The sequence below is a fragment of the Williamsia sp. MIQD14 genome, from assembly GCF_051025635.1.
GTDB lineage: Bacteria > Actinomycetota > Actinomycetes > Mycobacteriales > Mycobacteriaceae > Williamsia_A.
The window spans coordinates 1,587,730-1,601,083 of the sequence record NZ_JBPFDG010000001.1 but is presented as its reverse complement, the minus strand read 5'-3'; the positions used below and the strand labels follow the sequence as shown (position 1 = coordinate 1,601,083).

Genomic DNA, 13,354 nt, shown 5'->3' with positions numbered 1-13,354 from the left:
GTTCGATCGCGGAGAAAACCGGAGGTGGCCGGGCGGGCCGGTGCGGCACACTGGCCCGATGTTCCTGACCATCGCGGCGCAACGCTCACCGGCGTTCGACGTCCCGAGCGACCTCGGATACCTGCTGCACAAGCACCCTGACCGGGTGCAGTCGTTCGACGTCTACGGCGGGATGGCGCAGGTCTTCTATCCCGAGGTCACCGCCGAGCGGTGCACCGTCGCGCTGCTGCTCGAGGTCGATCCGGTCGCCCTCGTCCGCGGACGGTCCGGAGCACGAGACGGTTTCGCGCTGGGGCAGTACATCAACGATCGCCCCTACGTGGCGTCGTCGCTCCTCGCCGTGGCGATGGGCAAGGTGTTCCGATCGGCTCTGGGCGGCCGCTGCCCGGGACACGAGGATCTCGTCGACCGTGCCGTCGATCTCGAGATGACCTTGCCCGCGGTCCCGGGGGATCCCGCACTCCTGCAGCAACTGTTCAGCCCACTCGGGTGGACCGTGGCCGCGACGCCGGTCGTGCTCGACACCACGCGACCGGAGTGGGGCGACGCGCCGTTCGTGTCGCTAACCCTGCGCGGGACGCTTCGCCTGACCGACGCGCTGAGCCACCTCTACGTCCTGCTGCCGGTCCTCGACGACGCCAAGCACTACTGGGTCGGCGAGAGCGAGGTCGACAAGCTGATCCGCACGGGTGGTGCGTGGTTGGCGACGCATCCCGAGCGCGACCTCATCACGCATCGCTACCTCGCGCGCCAGCGAGGTCTGAAAGAAGTTGCGATACAACGGCTCGTCGAACTCGACGACCGCCCGGTCGACGACGCTGTCGACGACGAGATGGTCACCTCCACCCGTCCGCTGGTGCGGGCCCGGCACGAGGCCGTACTGCAGGCGGTGCGCGACCTGCAGCCCACGTCGGTCGTCGACCTCGGATGCGGCCAGGGAGCGCTGCTGGCGTCGTTGCTCGAGATCGGTGGCGTGACCACGGTGGTCGGCACCGAGGTGTCGGATTCGGCGTTGTCGACCGCCGCCGTCCGGCTGCACGTCGACCGCATGACCGAACGACAGTCGGAGCGTCTGCGACTCCTGTTGTCGTCGTTGATGTACACCGACGACAGGCTGACCGGGATGGACGTCGCGGTGCTGATGGAGGTGATCGAACACATCGACCCCGAGCGGCTCCCGACCGTCGAGGCCACGGTGTTCGGATCGATGCGCCCGCGCTCGGTCGTGGTCACCACACCCAACGCCGAGTACAACGTCCGCTACCCCGGACTCGCGCCCGGCGCATTCCGTCACACCGATCACCGGTTCGAGTGGACGCGTGCCGAATTCGCCGCATGGGCGGCGTCGGTGGCCGATCGGCATGGCTACGGCGTGGACCTGCGGACGGTCGGCGATGTCGACGACACCGTCGGATCACCCACGCAGATGGCCGTTTTCCGTGTTCGCGAGTCGCCGGAGGAGGTGTCATGACCGAGTTGGCCATCCCGCGCCTGTCGCTCGTGCTGCTCATCGGCACCAGCGGTTCGGGTAAGTCGACCTTCGCCGCCGAACACTTCGCACCCACCGAGGTCATCTCGAGTGACGTCTGCCGGGCGATGGTCTCCGACGACACCAACGATCAGGGCGCCACCGGCGACGCCTTCGACGTGCTGGAGTACATCGCCGGAAAGCGGCTCGCCCGTGGACTGCTCACCGTGATCGATGCGACGAACGTGCAGGCGTCGTCACGGAGGTCACTGCTCGCGTTGGCGAAAGATCACGACGTCCTGCCGGTCGCGATCGTCCTCGACCTCCCCGTGTCCCTCGCCGTCGAGCGCAACGCATCCCGCGCGGACCGGACCTTCGGATCCCATGTGGTCAAGCGTCAGCACGACCAGCTGCGACGCTCACTGCGCAGCCTGAAGCGCGAGGGGTTCCGGACCGTCCACGTGCTCGATTCGGTCGAGGCCGTGGCACAGGCGTCGTTCACACGGACCCGTCTGTTCAACGACCGCAGCGATGACCACGGCCCGTTCGATGTGATCGGTGACGTCCACGGATGTCTCGGCGAGCTCCGAGAACTGCTGGTGCGCCTCGGTTACACGGTCACCGAGAACGCCGTCGGGCAGCCGGCCGGCGCCTCCCACGCCGACGGGCGTCGCGTGGTGTTCGTCGGTGACCTCGTCGACCGCGGTCCCGATTCCGTCGGGGTGTTGCGTCTGGCGATGGGGATGGTCGCGGCGGGTGACGCTCTGTGTGTGTCGGGTAACCACGAGGCCAAACTCGTTCGTGCGCTGGGCCGCCGGGACGTCACCCCCAGTCACGGACTGCAGGGCACGCTGGACGAGTTGTCGGCGGTCGGACCCGAGTTCACCGCCGCGGTGCGGGAGTTCTGCGACGGTCTCGTCGCCCACTACGTCCTCGACGAGGGCCGACTCGTCGTCGCACACGCCGGGCTGAAGGAGAAGTACCACGGACGTGCGTCGGGCCGGGTTCGCGCCTTCGCCCTCTACGGCGACACCAGCGGTGAGACCGACGAGTTCGGATTGCCGGTCCGCTACCCGTGGGCCGACGACTACCGCGGCGCGGCCACGGTTCTCTACGGCCACACACCGGTTCCGAGCACTGAGTGGGTGAACAACACACTGTGTCTCGACACCGGATGTGTCTTCGGCGGCAGCCTCACGGCTCTGCGCTACCCCGAGCGGGAGGTCGTCTCGGTACCCGCAGCGTCGACCTACTACGAGCCGGTACGCCCGCTCGCCCCACCCGAGCGCGACCCGCGGGTCCTGGCGCTCACCGACGTCCTGGGTCCGCGCGTCATCGAGACGCAGCACATGGGTCGGGTCTCGCTGCGCGCGGAGAACGCGGCCGGCGCGTTGGAGGTGATGAGCCGCTTCGCCGTCGCGCCGGCCGATCTCGTCTATCTCCCGCCGACGATGTCACCGGTGGACAGCTCGTCGCGGGACGGACTGCTGGAGCATCCCGACGAGGCGTTCGACTTCTTCGTGAAGAACGCGGTGTCGCAGGTGATCTGCGAGGAGAAGCACATGGGTTCGCGCGCGGTGGTGCGGGTGTCGGCCGAGGGAACCGGAGTCGTCCACACCCGGACCGGCCGCGCGTTCTTCGACGCCGGCACCCAGACCGAGGTGCTCGCGGCGGTCGCGCGCGCACTCGTCGCGGCCGGTGTGTTCGCCGAGCTGGGTGCCTCATGGGTCCTGCTCGACACCGAGATATTGCCGTGGACGGTGAAGGCCGAGGCCCTGGTCCGTGACCAGTACGCCCGCGTCGGTGCCGCGGCGACGACGGCGCTGCCCGCTGCGGTCACCGTCCTCGAGGCGGCTGCCGATCGCGGACTCGAGGTCGGCGACCTGCTGGCACGGACGCGTTCGCGCGCCGCCGACGCCGAGCGGTTCGTCGACGCCTACCGCCGTCACGTCGCACCGATCGACTCCCCACTGGGTATCGCCATCGCGCCGTTCCAGGTCCTCGCGAGCGACGGCGCCACCTACGAAACCCGTGATCACCGGTGGCATCTCGCGATCGCCGACCGTCTCGTCGAGGCGGCCCCGGAACTGTTCCGGACCACGCGTCGATGCGTGGTGGACACCAGCGACGCATCGTCGCGCGCGCAGGGGATCGCGTGGTGGACCGACCTCACCGGAGCCGGTGGCGAGGGGATGGTGGTCAAGCCGCTCGCCAACGTCGGACGCGGCCCGAAGGGGCTGGTGCAGCCCGGACTGAAGGTGCGCGGGCGCGAGTACCTGCGCATCATCTACGGCGCCGACTACACGACCCCGTCGACCCTCGAGGGCCTGCGTCGGCGCAACCTCGGGCAGAAGCGGTCGATGGCGTTGCGCGAGTACGCCCTCGGACTGGAGGCCCTCCGCCGCGCGACCGAGGGCGACCCGTTGTGGCGCGTGCACCAGTGCGTGTTCGGGCTCCTCGCCATGGAATCGGAGCCCGTCGACCCGCGACTGTGAGACCCCCGCACCACGCCCGCTCGTGGTGTGTGCACAGTCATGCGGTTGACTGGGCTCTCCTGACGTCGTTGCCGCCACCCGAGGAGTTCTGCCATGCCTGATCGGTCCGTCACCGCTGCCACCGTCGTCGGCGCAGGCCTCGCCGCCACCGGCGTGGCCCACTTCGTCGTGCCGCAGGCCTTCGCCGGGATCACCGCGCAGGCTTTTCCCGATGACACCGACACCTGGATCACCCGCAACGGCATCACCGAGACCGTGGTGGGGACGGCCATCGCCATCCCGGCAACCCGCAGACTCGGCTGGATCGGGCTCGGCGCCTACGTCGCGTTCCTCGGCGTGCAGGCCGTCCGGTCCGGGACACGCTGAGAACTGCTCCCTCACCGAGATCCTGCCGATCTCCGCACAGTTCGTGCCACGACCGTCCCGCCGGACCCTGGCGATGACGGGCTCTCGCTACCGTTCGATCATGCCGATCGAACGCGACACCGCGAACTGGACCTGGGTGCTGGAGAGACCCTGCCCGGCCTGCGGACTCGACGCGTCGCGAATCCCGTTCGACGCCATCGCCGACCTCACCGAGGACAACGTCACCCGATGGCCGCGGGCGCTCGACGTGGGCGATCCCGCGCTACGCCCGAACGATCACACGTGGTCGCCGGTGGAGTACGCCGCCCATGTCCGCGACGTCTTCGGTGTGTTCGCCCTCCGTCTCGAACTGATGCTGACACAGCAGGACCCGTTGTTCGACAACTGGGATCAGGACGCGACGGCGATCGCCGAGCGCTACAGCGAGCAGGATCCGGCCGTGGTCCTGGGCGAGCTCCGAGACGCCGGTCTCGCCCTGGCGAAGGACTTCCGAGCGGTCCCCGCCGACGCACTCCACCGCACCGGTCGGCGCAGTGACGGCAGCACGTTCACGGTCGAGACCCTCGGACGCTACTTCCTCCACGACCCGGTGCATCACCTCGTCGACGTCACCGGCGAACGGTTCACCGCCCGGTAGCCACCCGTCGGCGGGCGGCGATCTCGAGGGACATGGTGAGGACCGCGCCGTCGGGTGAGTCGAGCCGGCCGATCAGCGCGACCTTCGCCCGGTCGGGTCGGTGCAGTTCCACCGCGTCGACGGTGATCGATCCCGTCAACTCCACGTCGGGTCGCACCGGCCGCAACAACCGCACGTCCTCCATCCCCCGGCCCGCGATCGTGGCCCATCGATCGAACACCGCCGGCACCGCGAGACGTTGGAAGATCGCCATCGTGTGGATGCCGCTGGCGATGATGCCCCCGAAGAAGTGGTCGGCGGCGTAGGCCGGATCGGTGTGGAATCGCTGCGGATCCCACTGCCGCGCGAACTCGATGATCTCGACCTCGGTCGGCGTGTGGCTGCCCAGCGGCCACACCGAGCCGACCTCGAGGTCGTCGGCGTGGATCAATGCACTCATCGTCCCGATACTGCCAAGGCGTGTCCGAAACCGATCATCCGGCCGATCACCGCAGGTCACGACGTCGTGAAAAAACTTTCCCCTCGCCGGGAACATTCCCCCGATCCCGCCGCATCCAATGCTGTGACCGACAAGAACAGCCACAACGAGCATCGAGGAGAACATCATGAAGGTCAGCCAGAGCGACACCAACCACGACGGCACGAACGAGGTCTACCTCGTCGACACCGACGGGGACGGCCGCGCCGACGTCGAGGAGAAGGACACCGACTTCGACGGCCGCGCCGACGTCCGTCTCGTCGACAACAACGGCGACGGACGTTCCGACGTCACCGACACCGACACCAACGGGGACGGCCGCTACGACGCCCGCTCGATCGACACCGACCACGACGGCTACGCCGATGCCTCCGGGACCCCGTCGGGCGCGGCCACCGCGCACGCGTTCTCCGGGTCGACGGCCGGCTCGTCCTCGTCGGAGGGCACCACCCACCCCTACAGCTCGTCGGGTTCCGACAGCTCCTCCTCGTACGGGAGCTCGAGCAGCGAGTCGTCGACGAGCCCCTACTCGAGCACGAGCTCGTCGAGCCGGTACTCCGACCAGGACAGCTCCTCGGGCAGCAGCGACACCTACGGCTCGAGCCCCTCGGGGGTCGCCGGCAGCGACAGCTCCTACGGATCGGACTCGTCGGCGGGTTCGTCGGCGACATCGGGCATGCGGTGGAGCACCGACTCCCACGGCGCCGACGTGATGCTGGCCGACACCGACGGTGACGGCAAGATCGACATGGGGCAGAAGGACACCGACCACGACGGCAAGGTCGACGTGCTCGCCTTCGACACCAACCACGACGGCCGGATCGACATGATCATGCGCGACACCGACCACGACGGCACGCTCGACACCAGCGAGATCGACTCCGACTACGACGGCCACGTCGACTCGACGAGCGCGATGCACACCTCGGTGCCGTTCATCGAGGACCCGTCGTCGCACTCGGGCGCGGACACCTCGTATCACGGGCACTGACGACGAGACCGGCTGCAGGGCAGATGCTCTGCAGCCGGGGCCGGGTCGATCAGTTGGCGGTCTGGTCGGCCCGGGTGAGGATGAGGTACTGCGCGGAGATCTTCTGCGCGACGACGGCCGGATCACGATCGTCGGCCTCGCCGACATACCGCCCCACCGTCACGAAACAGGTGTTCTCCGCGCCGTTGTCGGTGTCGCGCGAGACGCACGACGCGATCGGCAGTCCCCTAGGGGAATCGACCTCGGTCGCGCCGTTCTGCACATCGGCGTTGACGAGATCGTTCATGATCGATGTCGCACCGGCCCCGGTCGCCGCACGGTAGACCGTGGTGTCCCACACCGCGTTGTGCGTCGACTTCGCCGCCGTGAGCGTCGAGAGCATCGTCGACGGCGACGACGCGATGTGCGCCATCCCCCGCGGACCGTAGACCGCACGGTCAGAACCGTTGACCGCGTTCTCATCCTTGTTCGGCAGGGCATAGAGAAGGATCTGATCTTGATCGACAGCGACCTCGACCGGCTTCCCCCCGTTCTGCGCCTTCGTGGGCGTGGCAGGGAACCCGTTCAGCAGACCCGGCTCGCGGGCGATCACCGCCCGAACGGTGTCCTCACTCCGCTTCTCCTGTCCTGCAGGGGCATCGGCCCACGCGTAGATCACGTAGTCCTTGAAGGGCGTGAAGGTCGCCAGCGTCGGCGCGATCGGTACCGCGGCGCTGCCGCCCAGATTCGTGCGGGCCGCCAGGGTGGTGCCGAGGCCGGCCAGCGGCACGGGGATCGACCTGTTCTGTCGCACCATGGCGTCGAACATCGACCGCGCCGCGCCCGTCGCCGTCGCGGAGTCGGTGTAGCGCACCACCATCAGGTTCATCCCGCGCGTCGGATCGCTCAGCCGCAGCTGCGGGGTACCGGCCGAGGTGACGAACCCGGCCACCAGTCTGTCGTTCGCGGGAACGAACGCCGCATCGCGGCCCACCACGTTGGTGAGGTTCGCGCGACTGCGGATGATGGACGTCGGGTTCTTGACGTCGGTGAACTCGGGATCGATCTCCGAGGGCGTGTAGACGAACTCCGCCATCCGCTGGCCCTCGTACTCGACGATCTGCGCGCCGGTGGCCATGCCGAACGCCGGCGACGGGGTCGTCTGATAGGTGCCCGGGTCGAGGGCGGCGAGATCGACCTCGCCCGGCGACAACGTCTGCGAGGCGGGGGTGGCCTGTCCGTCGACCGAGGTCGTGCACCCCGTCACCGTGGTCGCGATGAGCACGGCGGCAGCGCCGGCGAGAACTATTCTCGACCGCATGTGGTCTCCTCCTGCTGGGATCGGGCCCAGTTAACCAGATTCGGAAACGTGGTCATGAGCGATACAGATGCACGATCGACGCAGGTGACGCCCTCTGACCTGCGTGCCCAGACCGACTCGGTGCTCGCCGCCGCGGCCACCGTGCTGCGCGCCTACAAGATGGACGACGTCGCCGACCTCGCGGCCCGCAAGGCCGCGCGTGACGGCCAGGCCCGCACGGTGGTGGTCGTCGGGGAGGTCAAGCGCGGCAAGAGTTCGCTGGTCAACGCGCTGGTGGGCCGACGCGATCTGTCCCCGGTGGGTGTCGATGTCACGACCACGGTCGCGATCGGTGTCGCCCCCACCGACGATCCGCCGCTCGACGGCACCGCGACGCTGCTGTTCCCGGACCGCTCGGAGCAGATCCCGCTGACCGCGCTGCCCGACTGGGTGACGGTCGGGGGGCGTCAGGTGCGTGATCCGCATGTCGAGTCGCTTCCCACCCGCGCGAGCATCCCGGTCACCGAGACCGCGATGCCCGGGGTCACCATCGTCGACACCCCCGGCGTCGGCGGTCTCGACCCGGCCATGGCCGCACTCGCGGTCCAGAGCGCTCAGCAGGCGTGCGTGGTGGTGATCGTGTGTGACGCGTCGAGTCCGTTGACCGCGCCGGAGATGGACTTCATCCGCGAGGCCGGCGCCTCGGTCGACGCCCTCGTGGTGGCCGTGACCAAGACCGACAAGAACATTCGGCGCTGGAAGGCCATCGTGGCTGACAACCGTCGCCTGCTCACCACTCACCTGCAACGCGACATCCCGGTGATCGGCGTGTCGAGCCTGCGGGCGGTGCTCGCCGCCGATCTGCCGCCCGGATCCGATCGCGATCGTGCCGAGATGACCAGCGGTATCACCGATCTGCGCGCCGAGATCACCCGACGTCTCGATGCGGCGCAGGGCCTCCCCGCCGCGGATGCGTTGCGCACCACGCGGGAAGGGTTGCTCGCCGTCCGGCGGCGCGTCGACGCCGAACACGCCGCGGTCGCCGGCCGCGGGACCACCCTGCCCGACCTCACCGCGCAGCTCGACGCCCTCGAGGCGCTCAAGGACCGCAGCCGCGAGTGGGAGCAGTACCTCGCACGGGATCTCACCCAGCTGCGCCAGCAGGCCATCGACGACAGCGATCGGCGCCTCGACGAGATCCGGGCCCGCTGGACCACCCGCATCAACAAGAGCGGCATGGAGGTGTTGCGACGCAGCCCCCAGAAGTTCACCGCCGACATGCAGGACGAACTCGAGCGGGCCCTCGCGGTCACCGTGTCGCAGTTCCTCGAACAGCTCTACTCGACGATCGTCGCCCCCCGGTTCGACTCCGACGTGGTGTGGGAGCAGATCTGCGGCCGCATCGTCGAATCCCTGCAGGGGCCGCGCATCGAGGCCCAGCCGGTCGGCAGCCGCCGGCACGGTCTGTTCGATCCGACGTTGCTCAACATGGGCATCATGGGCTCGTCGATGATCGGCGGGGTGATCGGACTGTCGACCGCACTCGGCGTGGGCGCGGTCGTCGGAACCGTCTGGGTGGGGGTCAATCTCGGCTTCCGCGCCATGCGCACCGGCAAGACGAACCTGCTGTCGTGGCTGCGGGAGACGTTGGCCACCACCAAGACCGTCACCGCCCGACTGCTCGAACTCGCCATCGCCCAGGCCCGGCCCGAGATCGTGATCCGGTATCGCGAACACCTGCGCACCGCGATCGACGACCTCCAACGACAGATCGGTGTCGCACGCGACGCCGCCACCTCCGACGCCTCACGGCGCGAGAAGGACCTCGCCCGCCTCGACACCAATCGCTCGGTCATCGCCAAACGACTGGCCGAGACCGAGGCGATGCTCGCCCGCGTGTCCGTCCCGGTGACGCCGTGAACACGCCCTTGCCCTACCCGGACCCGGTCCACGTCGTGCTCGACAACGGACTCCGTGCCCTCGCCGCCCTCGGTGGTGACCTCGTCGCCCACGCCAACCAGATCGGCGCGACGTTGTGGGCGCCGCCGCGCCTGGTCGTCGTCGGACGCCTCAAGGCCGGCAAGTCCACGCTCGTCAACGCGCTCATCGGTGCGCCCGTCGCGGAGACCGCGGCCCTCGAGGCGACGCGCGTGGTCACCGTCTACTCCGACGGCGCACCCTCGCGCGCCGAGGTGGTGGCGCTCGACGGCGCGCGACACCCCGTGGCACTCGACAGTGGAACGGCGGCCGCTCCCGCGACCCTCCCACTGCCCGACGAGCAGATCGCCTACCTGCATCGATGGCTGCCGTCGGCGGCGATCCGCGATCTCACGTTCATCGACACCCCCGGACTCGCGACACTGACCGCGGGCAACGAGACCGCGACGCGCAGAGTCCTCATTGACGGGTTCGAGCAGACCCGGACCGCGTCGGTCGACGCCGACGCCGCGGTGTTCCTGTTCGACTCCGCGCCCCGCGCCGACGAACTGGCGTTCCTGCGCCAACTGCCGCTGTCGCCGCTGAACACCCTCGGAGTGCTGTCGCGAGCCGACGGGTTCGGTGAGGGCGCGCTGGGTCGGCGCGACCCGCTCGAACACGCCGCCGACCATGCACGCACGCTGGCGCGAGCGCTGGCCGACACCGTCTCGACGGTGGTACCGATCTCCGGCCTGATGGCGCAGACCAGCCACACCGGCGCGCTGGTGGAGGCCGACGCGCGCGCGCTCGCGTCACTGGCGTCGTGGGGACCACTCGATCTCGTCGACCACCTCGAGTCCGACGCGCCGGGCGCCATCGCCGCCGCGACCCGCGACCGACTGCTCGACCTGCTCGGTGAATACGGGGTGATCAACGGCCGCACGGTGGCCGCGCGCGGCGCGGCCGCTCTCAACGAGTGGCTCGTGGCGCACTCGGGGATCGCGCTCCTGCAACAGGTTCTGCGGACGTCACTCGGCGAGTTCGCATCGTTGAACCGCGCCCGACGCGTACTCGACCGCATCGACGCGCTCGCCTACAGCCACCCGGCGCGAGACCACATCCGCGCGATCGCCTACGGCGTCCGCAGCGACCCGGCGATGTTGCGGGTCGCGCTGCTCGCCGATCTGCAACGGCTGTTGGCCGCCGACCCGTTCGCCGCGATCGCCGAGGACCTGCGCACGCTGTTGACGGGGCGTACCGGCGCCCAGTGCGTGGGCCTCCCCCTCGATGCGACGCTCGACGAGGTGCGTGAGCAGGCGCGCGTCCGGCTCGCCGGCACGCAGGCGCACGCCCTGTCGACCGCGACCGCCGCCGAGGACGCCGCGGTCGTCGACGTGGTGCGGGCGTACTCCGCGCTGGCCTCGACCGGGCGGTGGGCGCCGTGACCGCACCGCGAGCAGGCGGCGGGATGACGCAGGGACGACCGGTCGGGGATGATCCCTCCATGGCACCGGCGGAGTGGATCCTCAGCGTCGACTTCGGCACGTCGAACACCGCCGCGGCGCACTCGGCCGCGGTGAGCGGCGCGATCGAGTCGCTGGCGCTGTCGCACGCGGGCAACCTGATGTCGTCGGGGGTGTTCGTCGACGCACCCGACCGCATCGCGGTGGGCGACCACGCCGTCAACGAGGCCCAGCGCAACCCGGCCGCGTTCATCCCCGCACCGAAACGCCTCGTGGGCCAGGACTCGATCGCGGTCAACGGCCACCTGGTCGGCACCTCTCTGCCCATCGGGGCGGTGTTACGCACCGTGTTCTCGCGAGCGGCCGCCGCCCATGCGGGACGGATGCCGTCGCACCTGGTGCTCACCCATCCCGAGGCGTGGTCGCCGGCGCAGGTCCGCGTCCTGCTCGATGCAGCGGGGTGGGCCGGGATGAACCCCGCGGCCATCACGACAATCTCCGAGCCCCGTGCCGCCGCAGCGCATTACGCGCGCGGTACCGATCTCGCGGTGGGCGCCACGATCGCGGTCTTCGACTTCGGCGGCGGCACCCTCGATGTCGCGGTCCTCATCCGCGACACCGACGGCGGGTTCTCGGTGATCGCCGCGCGGGGCGACAACGGGTTGGGCGGCAAGAACTTCGACGCGCTGATCCGGCGCTGGGTCGACCACCAGCTCGAGGCCCGCAACCCCGACCTCGCGCATTATCTGCGGCGCACGGCGCCGGCCGGCGTCCGACACCAGCTCGACGAGTCGATCCGTCGCGCGAAAGAACTGCTGTCCGAGGCGCCGTCGGCCACCATCACCGCCGCCGGGGGCGGATTCCACGAGACACTGCAGATCACCCGCGACGAGTTCGACGAGCTCATCGCCGCCCCTCTGGACGCGGCCGCGGCGCTCACGCGCGCGGTGCTCCACGACGCCGGCATCCGGTCGCGTGACCAGCTGACCGCGCTCTATCTCACCGGCGGCACCTCACGTATCCCGCTCGTGCAGCGCACGCTGCAGACCCTGGGTCCCGTGGCGACCCTCGACGATCCCAAAACCGTGGTGGCGCAGGGCGCTCTGGCCGCGGTGATCTCCGACCGGCCCCGGCAGGCCGTGCTCCCCGACGCCGCCGACCTCATGTCGCAGTGGAAGGCGGTTCCCACCGGCCCCACCGCAGCGATCGCCGCCGACACCGCGCGCACCGGACCGACGCCGACACCGGGCCGCACCGAGACGGCGGGCGGGAGCTCCCCCCGTCGCGGCCGACGTGCCCTGCTGGCCGGTGCCGCGTCGGTGGTGGTGGTCGCCGCCGTGGTGGCGGCCGTCGTGGTCCTCACCTCGGGTGGCTCCGACGACCCCGCACCGAATCCCTCCGCCGAGTCGACGGGGTCGGTGGCCATGACCGGACTGCGCGAGACCACACCGGAGGGGATCGTGGCGCGGCTACCGCAGAAGCTGGCGAGTGCCCTGACCGGGTGCGAACAGGCCAACGACGGCCCGTCGGGGATCCCTCAGATCACCTGCGCCATCTCGACCGACAGCGGACTGGTGACCGGACTGCTGACCCCCGGCGCCCGTATCACCGTCTCCGCCGACCGGACGCAGGCGCGGACCGACGTGGTCCGCATCCGGCGTGGCGACTCCGGTGGCACCACCACGGTGGTCGAGAACACCGCGCGCACCGCGGCCGCCGGCGTCGACCAGTCACCCGGCGGTACCGCCGACATCACCTACGCCAACTCGGGTTCGTACATCCGGGCCTTCGTCTCGGGGGTGGTCGGCACGAACGAGGCGAAGACCTTCCTGACCCGATCGGAGTTGATCTCATGACCGATGATCTCGGACGCGATGTGGGGGAGGACCATTCGGTGCTGACCGCACTGGGACTCGACGCGGACACCGATTATGCGGTGCCCGAGCATCTCTGGACGACCGCCCTGTCGGTGGCACTGGACCCCGACACCCCCGCCGTCGACACGTCGAACGTACCGATCATGGACGACCACGGCACCGTTCCCGACACCGACGACGCCCATGTCACGGATCACACCGTCCATCACGAGGTACCCGACCACGACACCGGACTCCACGATCCCGCAGCCCACGACGCCGATCACATCCACCTCGACACCGATCACGACATGGGTGGGCACGACGGAACAGGGCACGACGGTGGCGCGCACGACCCCGGAGGCCACGACCCCGGGCCGCACGGCACCGACTGGCACGTGTAG

General features: G+C 69.8%; 11 protein-coding genes. 9 read left to right on the top strand and 2 right to left on the bottom strand.

Annotation, left to right across the window (positions count from 1 at the left end):
• Window positions 1-58: 58 nt before the first annotated feature.
• The 4 genes from ACQ7HM_RS07155 to ACQ7HM_RS07140 all read left to right on the top strand — a co-directional run bounded on the left by ACQ7HM_RS07155 (window position 59) and on the right by ACQ7HM_RS07140 (window position 4,966).
• A complete protein-coding gene (locus tag ACQ7HM_RS07155) occupies window positions 59-1,471 on the top strand; it encodes a 3' terminal RNA ribose 2'-O-methyltransferase Hen1 (RefSeq protein ID WP_434215508.1) in 1,413 nt (470 codons plus the stop codon).
• Window positions 1,468-3,963, top strand: coding sequence for a polynucleotide kinase-phosphatase (locus tag ACQ7HM_RS07150; RefSeq protein ID WP_434215507.1), 2,496 nt, complete (start codon window positions 1,468-1,470; stop codon window positions 3,961-3,963). The genes ACQ7HM_RS07155 and ACQ7HM_RS07150 overlap by 4 nt, the downstream gene beginning before the upstream one ends.
• A gap of 93 nt (window positions 3,964-4,056) precedes the next feature.
• Window positions 4,057-4,329: a hypothetical protein gene (locus tag ACQ7HM_RS07145; RefSeq protein WP_434215506.1), complete on the top strand. Its 273-nt coding sequence runs from the start codon at window positions 4,057-4,059 to the stop codon at window positions 4,327-4,329.
• Window positions 4,330-4,429: 100 nt separating this feature from the next.
• Window positions 4,430-4,966 (top strand): DinB family protein, encoded by a 537-nt coding sequence (locus ACQ7HM_RS07140; RefSeq protein ID WP_434215505.1) that lies wholly within the window; start codon window positions 4,430-4,432, stop codon window positions 4,964-4,966.
• Here ACQ7HM_RS07140 and ACQ7HM_RS07135 read toward each other — a convergent pair.
• Entirely contained in the window at window positions 4,953-5,405 is a 453-nt protein-coding gene (locus ACQ7HM_RS07135; protein ID WP_434215504.1) for a MaoC/PaaZ C-terminal domain-containing protein, read from the bottom strand. The two genes, ACQ7HM_RS07140 and ACQ7HM_RS07135, sit on opposite strands and share 14 nt — an antisense overlap.
• Before the next feature lie 166 nt (window positions 5,406-5,571).
• On the opposite strand from ACQ7HM_RS07135, the gene ACQ7HM_RS07130 reads away from it, so the two are divergent.
• Complete coding sequence (locus ACQ7HM_RS07130; RefSeq protein ID WP_434215503.1) at window positions 5,572-6,435, top strand: hypothetical protein; 864 nt, start codon at window positions 5,572-5,574, stop codon at window positions 6,433-6,435.
• A gap of 49 nt (window positions 6,436-6,484) precedes the next feature.
• Here ACQ7HM_RS07130 and ACQ7HM_RS07125 read toward each other — a convergent pair whose 3' ends face one another.
• Window positions 6,485-7,735 (bottom strand): DUF7373 family lipoprotein, encoded by a 1,251-nt coding sequence (locus tag ACQ7HM_RS07125; RefSeq protein ID WP_434215502.1) that lies wholly within the window; start codon window positions 7,733-7,735, stop codon window positions 6,485-6,487.
• 84 nt (window positions 7,736-7,819) lie between these two features.
• On the opposite strand from ACQ7HM_RS07125, the gene ACQ7HM_RS07120 reads away from it, so the two are divergent.
• Genes ACQ7HM_RS07120 through ACQ7HM_RS07105 form a run of 4 tightly spaced genes read left to right on the top strand, consistent with a single transcriptional unit; the run spans window position 7,820 to window position 13,354 of the window.
• Entirely contained in the window at window positions 7,820-9,634 is a 1,815-nt protein-coding gene (locus ACQ7HM_RS07120; RefSeq protein ID WP_434215501.1) for a dynamin family protein, read from the top strand.
• Window positions 9,631-11,076 (top strand): dynamin family protein, encoded by a 1,446-nt coding sequence (locus tag ACQ7HM_RS07115; RefSeq protein ID WP_434215500.1) that lies wholly within the window; start codon window positions 9,631-9,633, stop codon window positions 11,074-11,076. The genes ACQ7HM_RS07120 and ACQ7HM_RS07115 overlap by 4 nt, the downstream gene beginning before the upstream one ends.
• Before the next feature lie 59 nt (window positions 11,077-11,135).
• Entirely contained in the window at window positions 11,136-12,950 is a 1,815-nt protein-coding gene (locus ACQ7HM_RS07110; protein ID WP_434215499.1) for an Hsp70 family protein, read from the top strand.
• Entirely contained in the window at window positions 12,947-13,354 is a 408-nt protein-coding gene (locus tag ACQ7HM_RS07105; protein WP_434215498.1) for a hypothetical protein, read from the top strand. The genes ACQ7HM_RS07110 and ACQ7HM_RS07105 overlap by 4 nt, the downstream gene beginning before the upstream one ends.

Bases quoted from the DNA above. Each gene is read 5' to 3' on its own strand.
- ACQ7HM_RS07130 (WP_434215503.1), top strand. From the start codon at position 5,572: ATGAAGGTCAGCCAGAGCGACACCAACCACGACGGCACGAACGAGGTC.
- ACQ7HM_RS07150 (WP_434215507.1), top strand. From the start codon at position 1,468: ATGACCGAGTTGGCCATCCCGCGCCTGTCGCTCGTGCTGCTCATCGGC.
- ACQ7HM_RS07125 (WP_434215502.1), bottom strand. From the start codon at position 7,735: ATGCGGTCGAGAATAGTTCTCGCCGGCGCTGCCGCCGTGCTCATCGCG.
- ACQ7HM_RS07135 (WP_434215504.1), bottom strand. From the start codon at position 5,405: ATGAGTGCATTGATCCACGCCGACGACCTCGAGGTCGGCTCGGTGTGG.
- ACQ7HM_RS07140 (WP_434215505.1), top strand. From the start codon at position 4,430: ATGCCGATCGAACGCGACACCGCGAACTGGACCTGGGTGCTGGAGAGA.
- ACQ7HM_RS07145 (WP_434215506.1), top strand. From the start codon at position 4,057: ATGCCTGATCGGTCCGTCACCGCTGCCACCGTCGTCGGCGCAGGCCTC.
- ACQ7HM_RS07155 (WP_434215508.1), top strand. From the start codon at position 59: ATGTTCCTGACCATCGCGGCGCAACGCTCACCGGCGTTCGACGTCCCG.
- ACQ7HM_RS07110 (WP_434215499.1), top strand. From the start codon at position 11,136: ATGGCACCGGCGGAGTGGATCCTCAGCGTCGACTTCGGCACGTCGAAC.
- ACQ7HM_RS07105 (WP_434215498.1), top strand. From the start codon at position 12,947: ATGACCGATGATCTCGGACGCGATGTGGGGGAGGACCATTCGGTGCTG.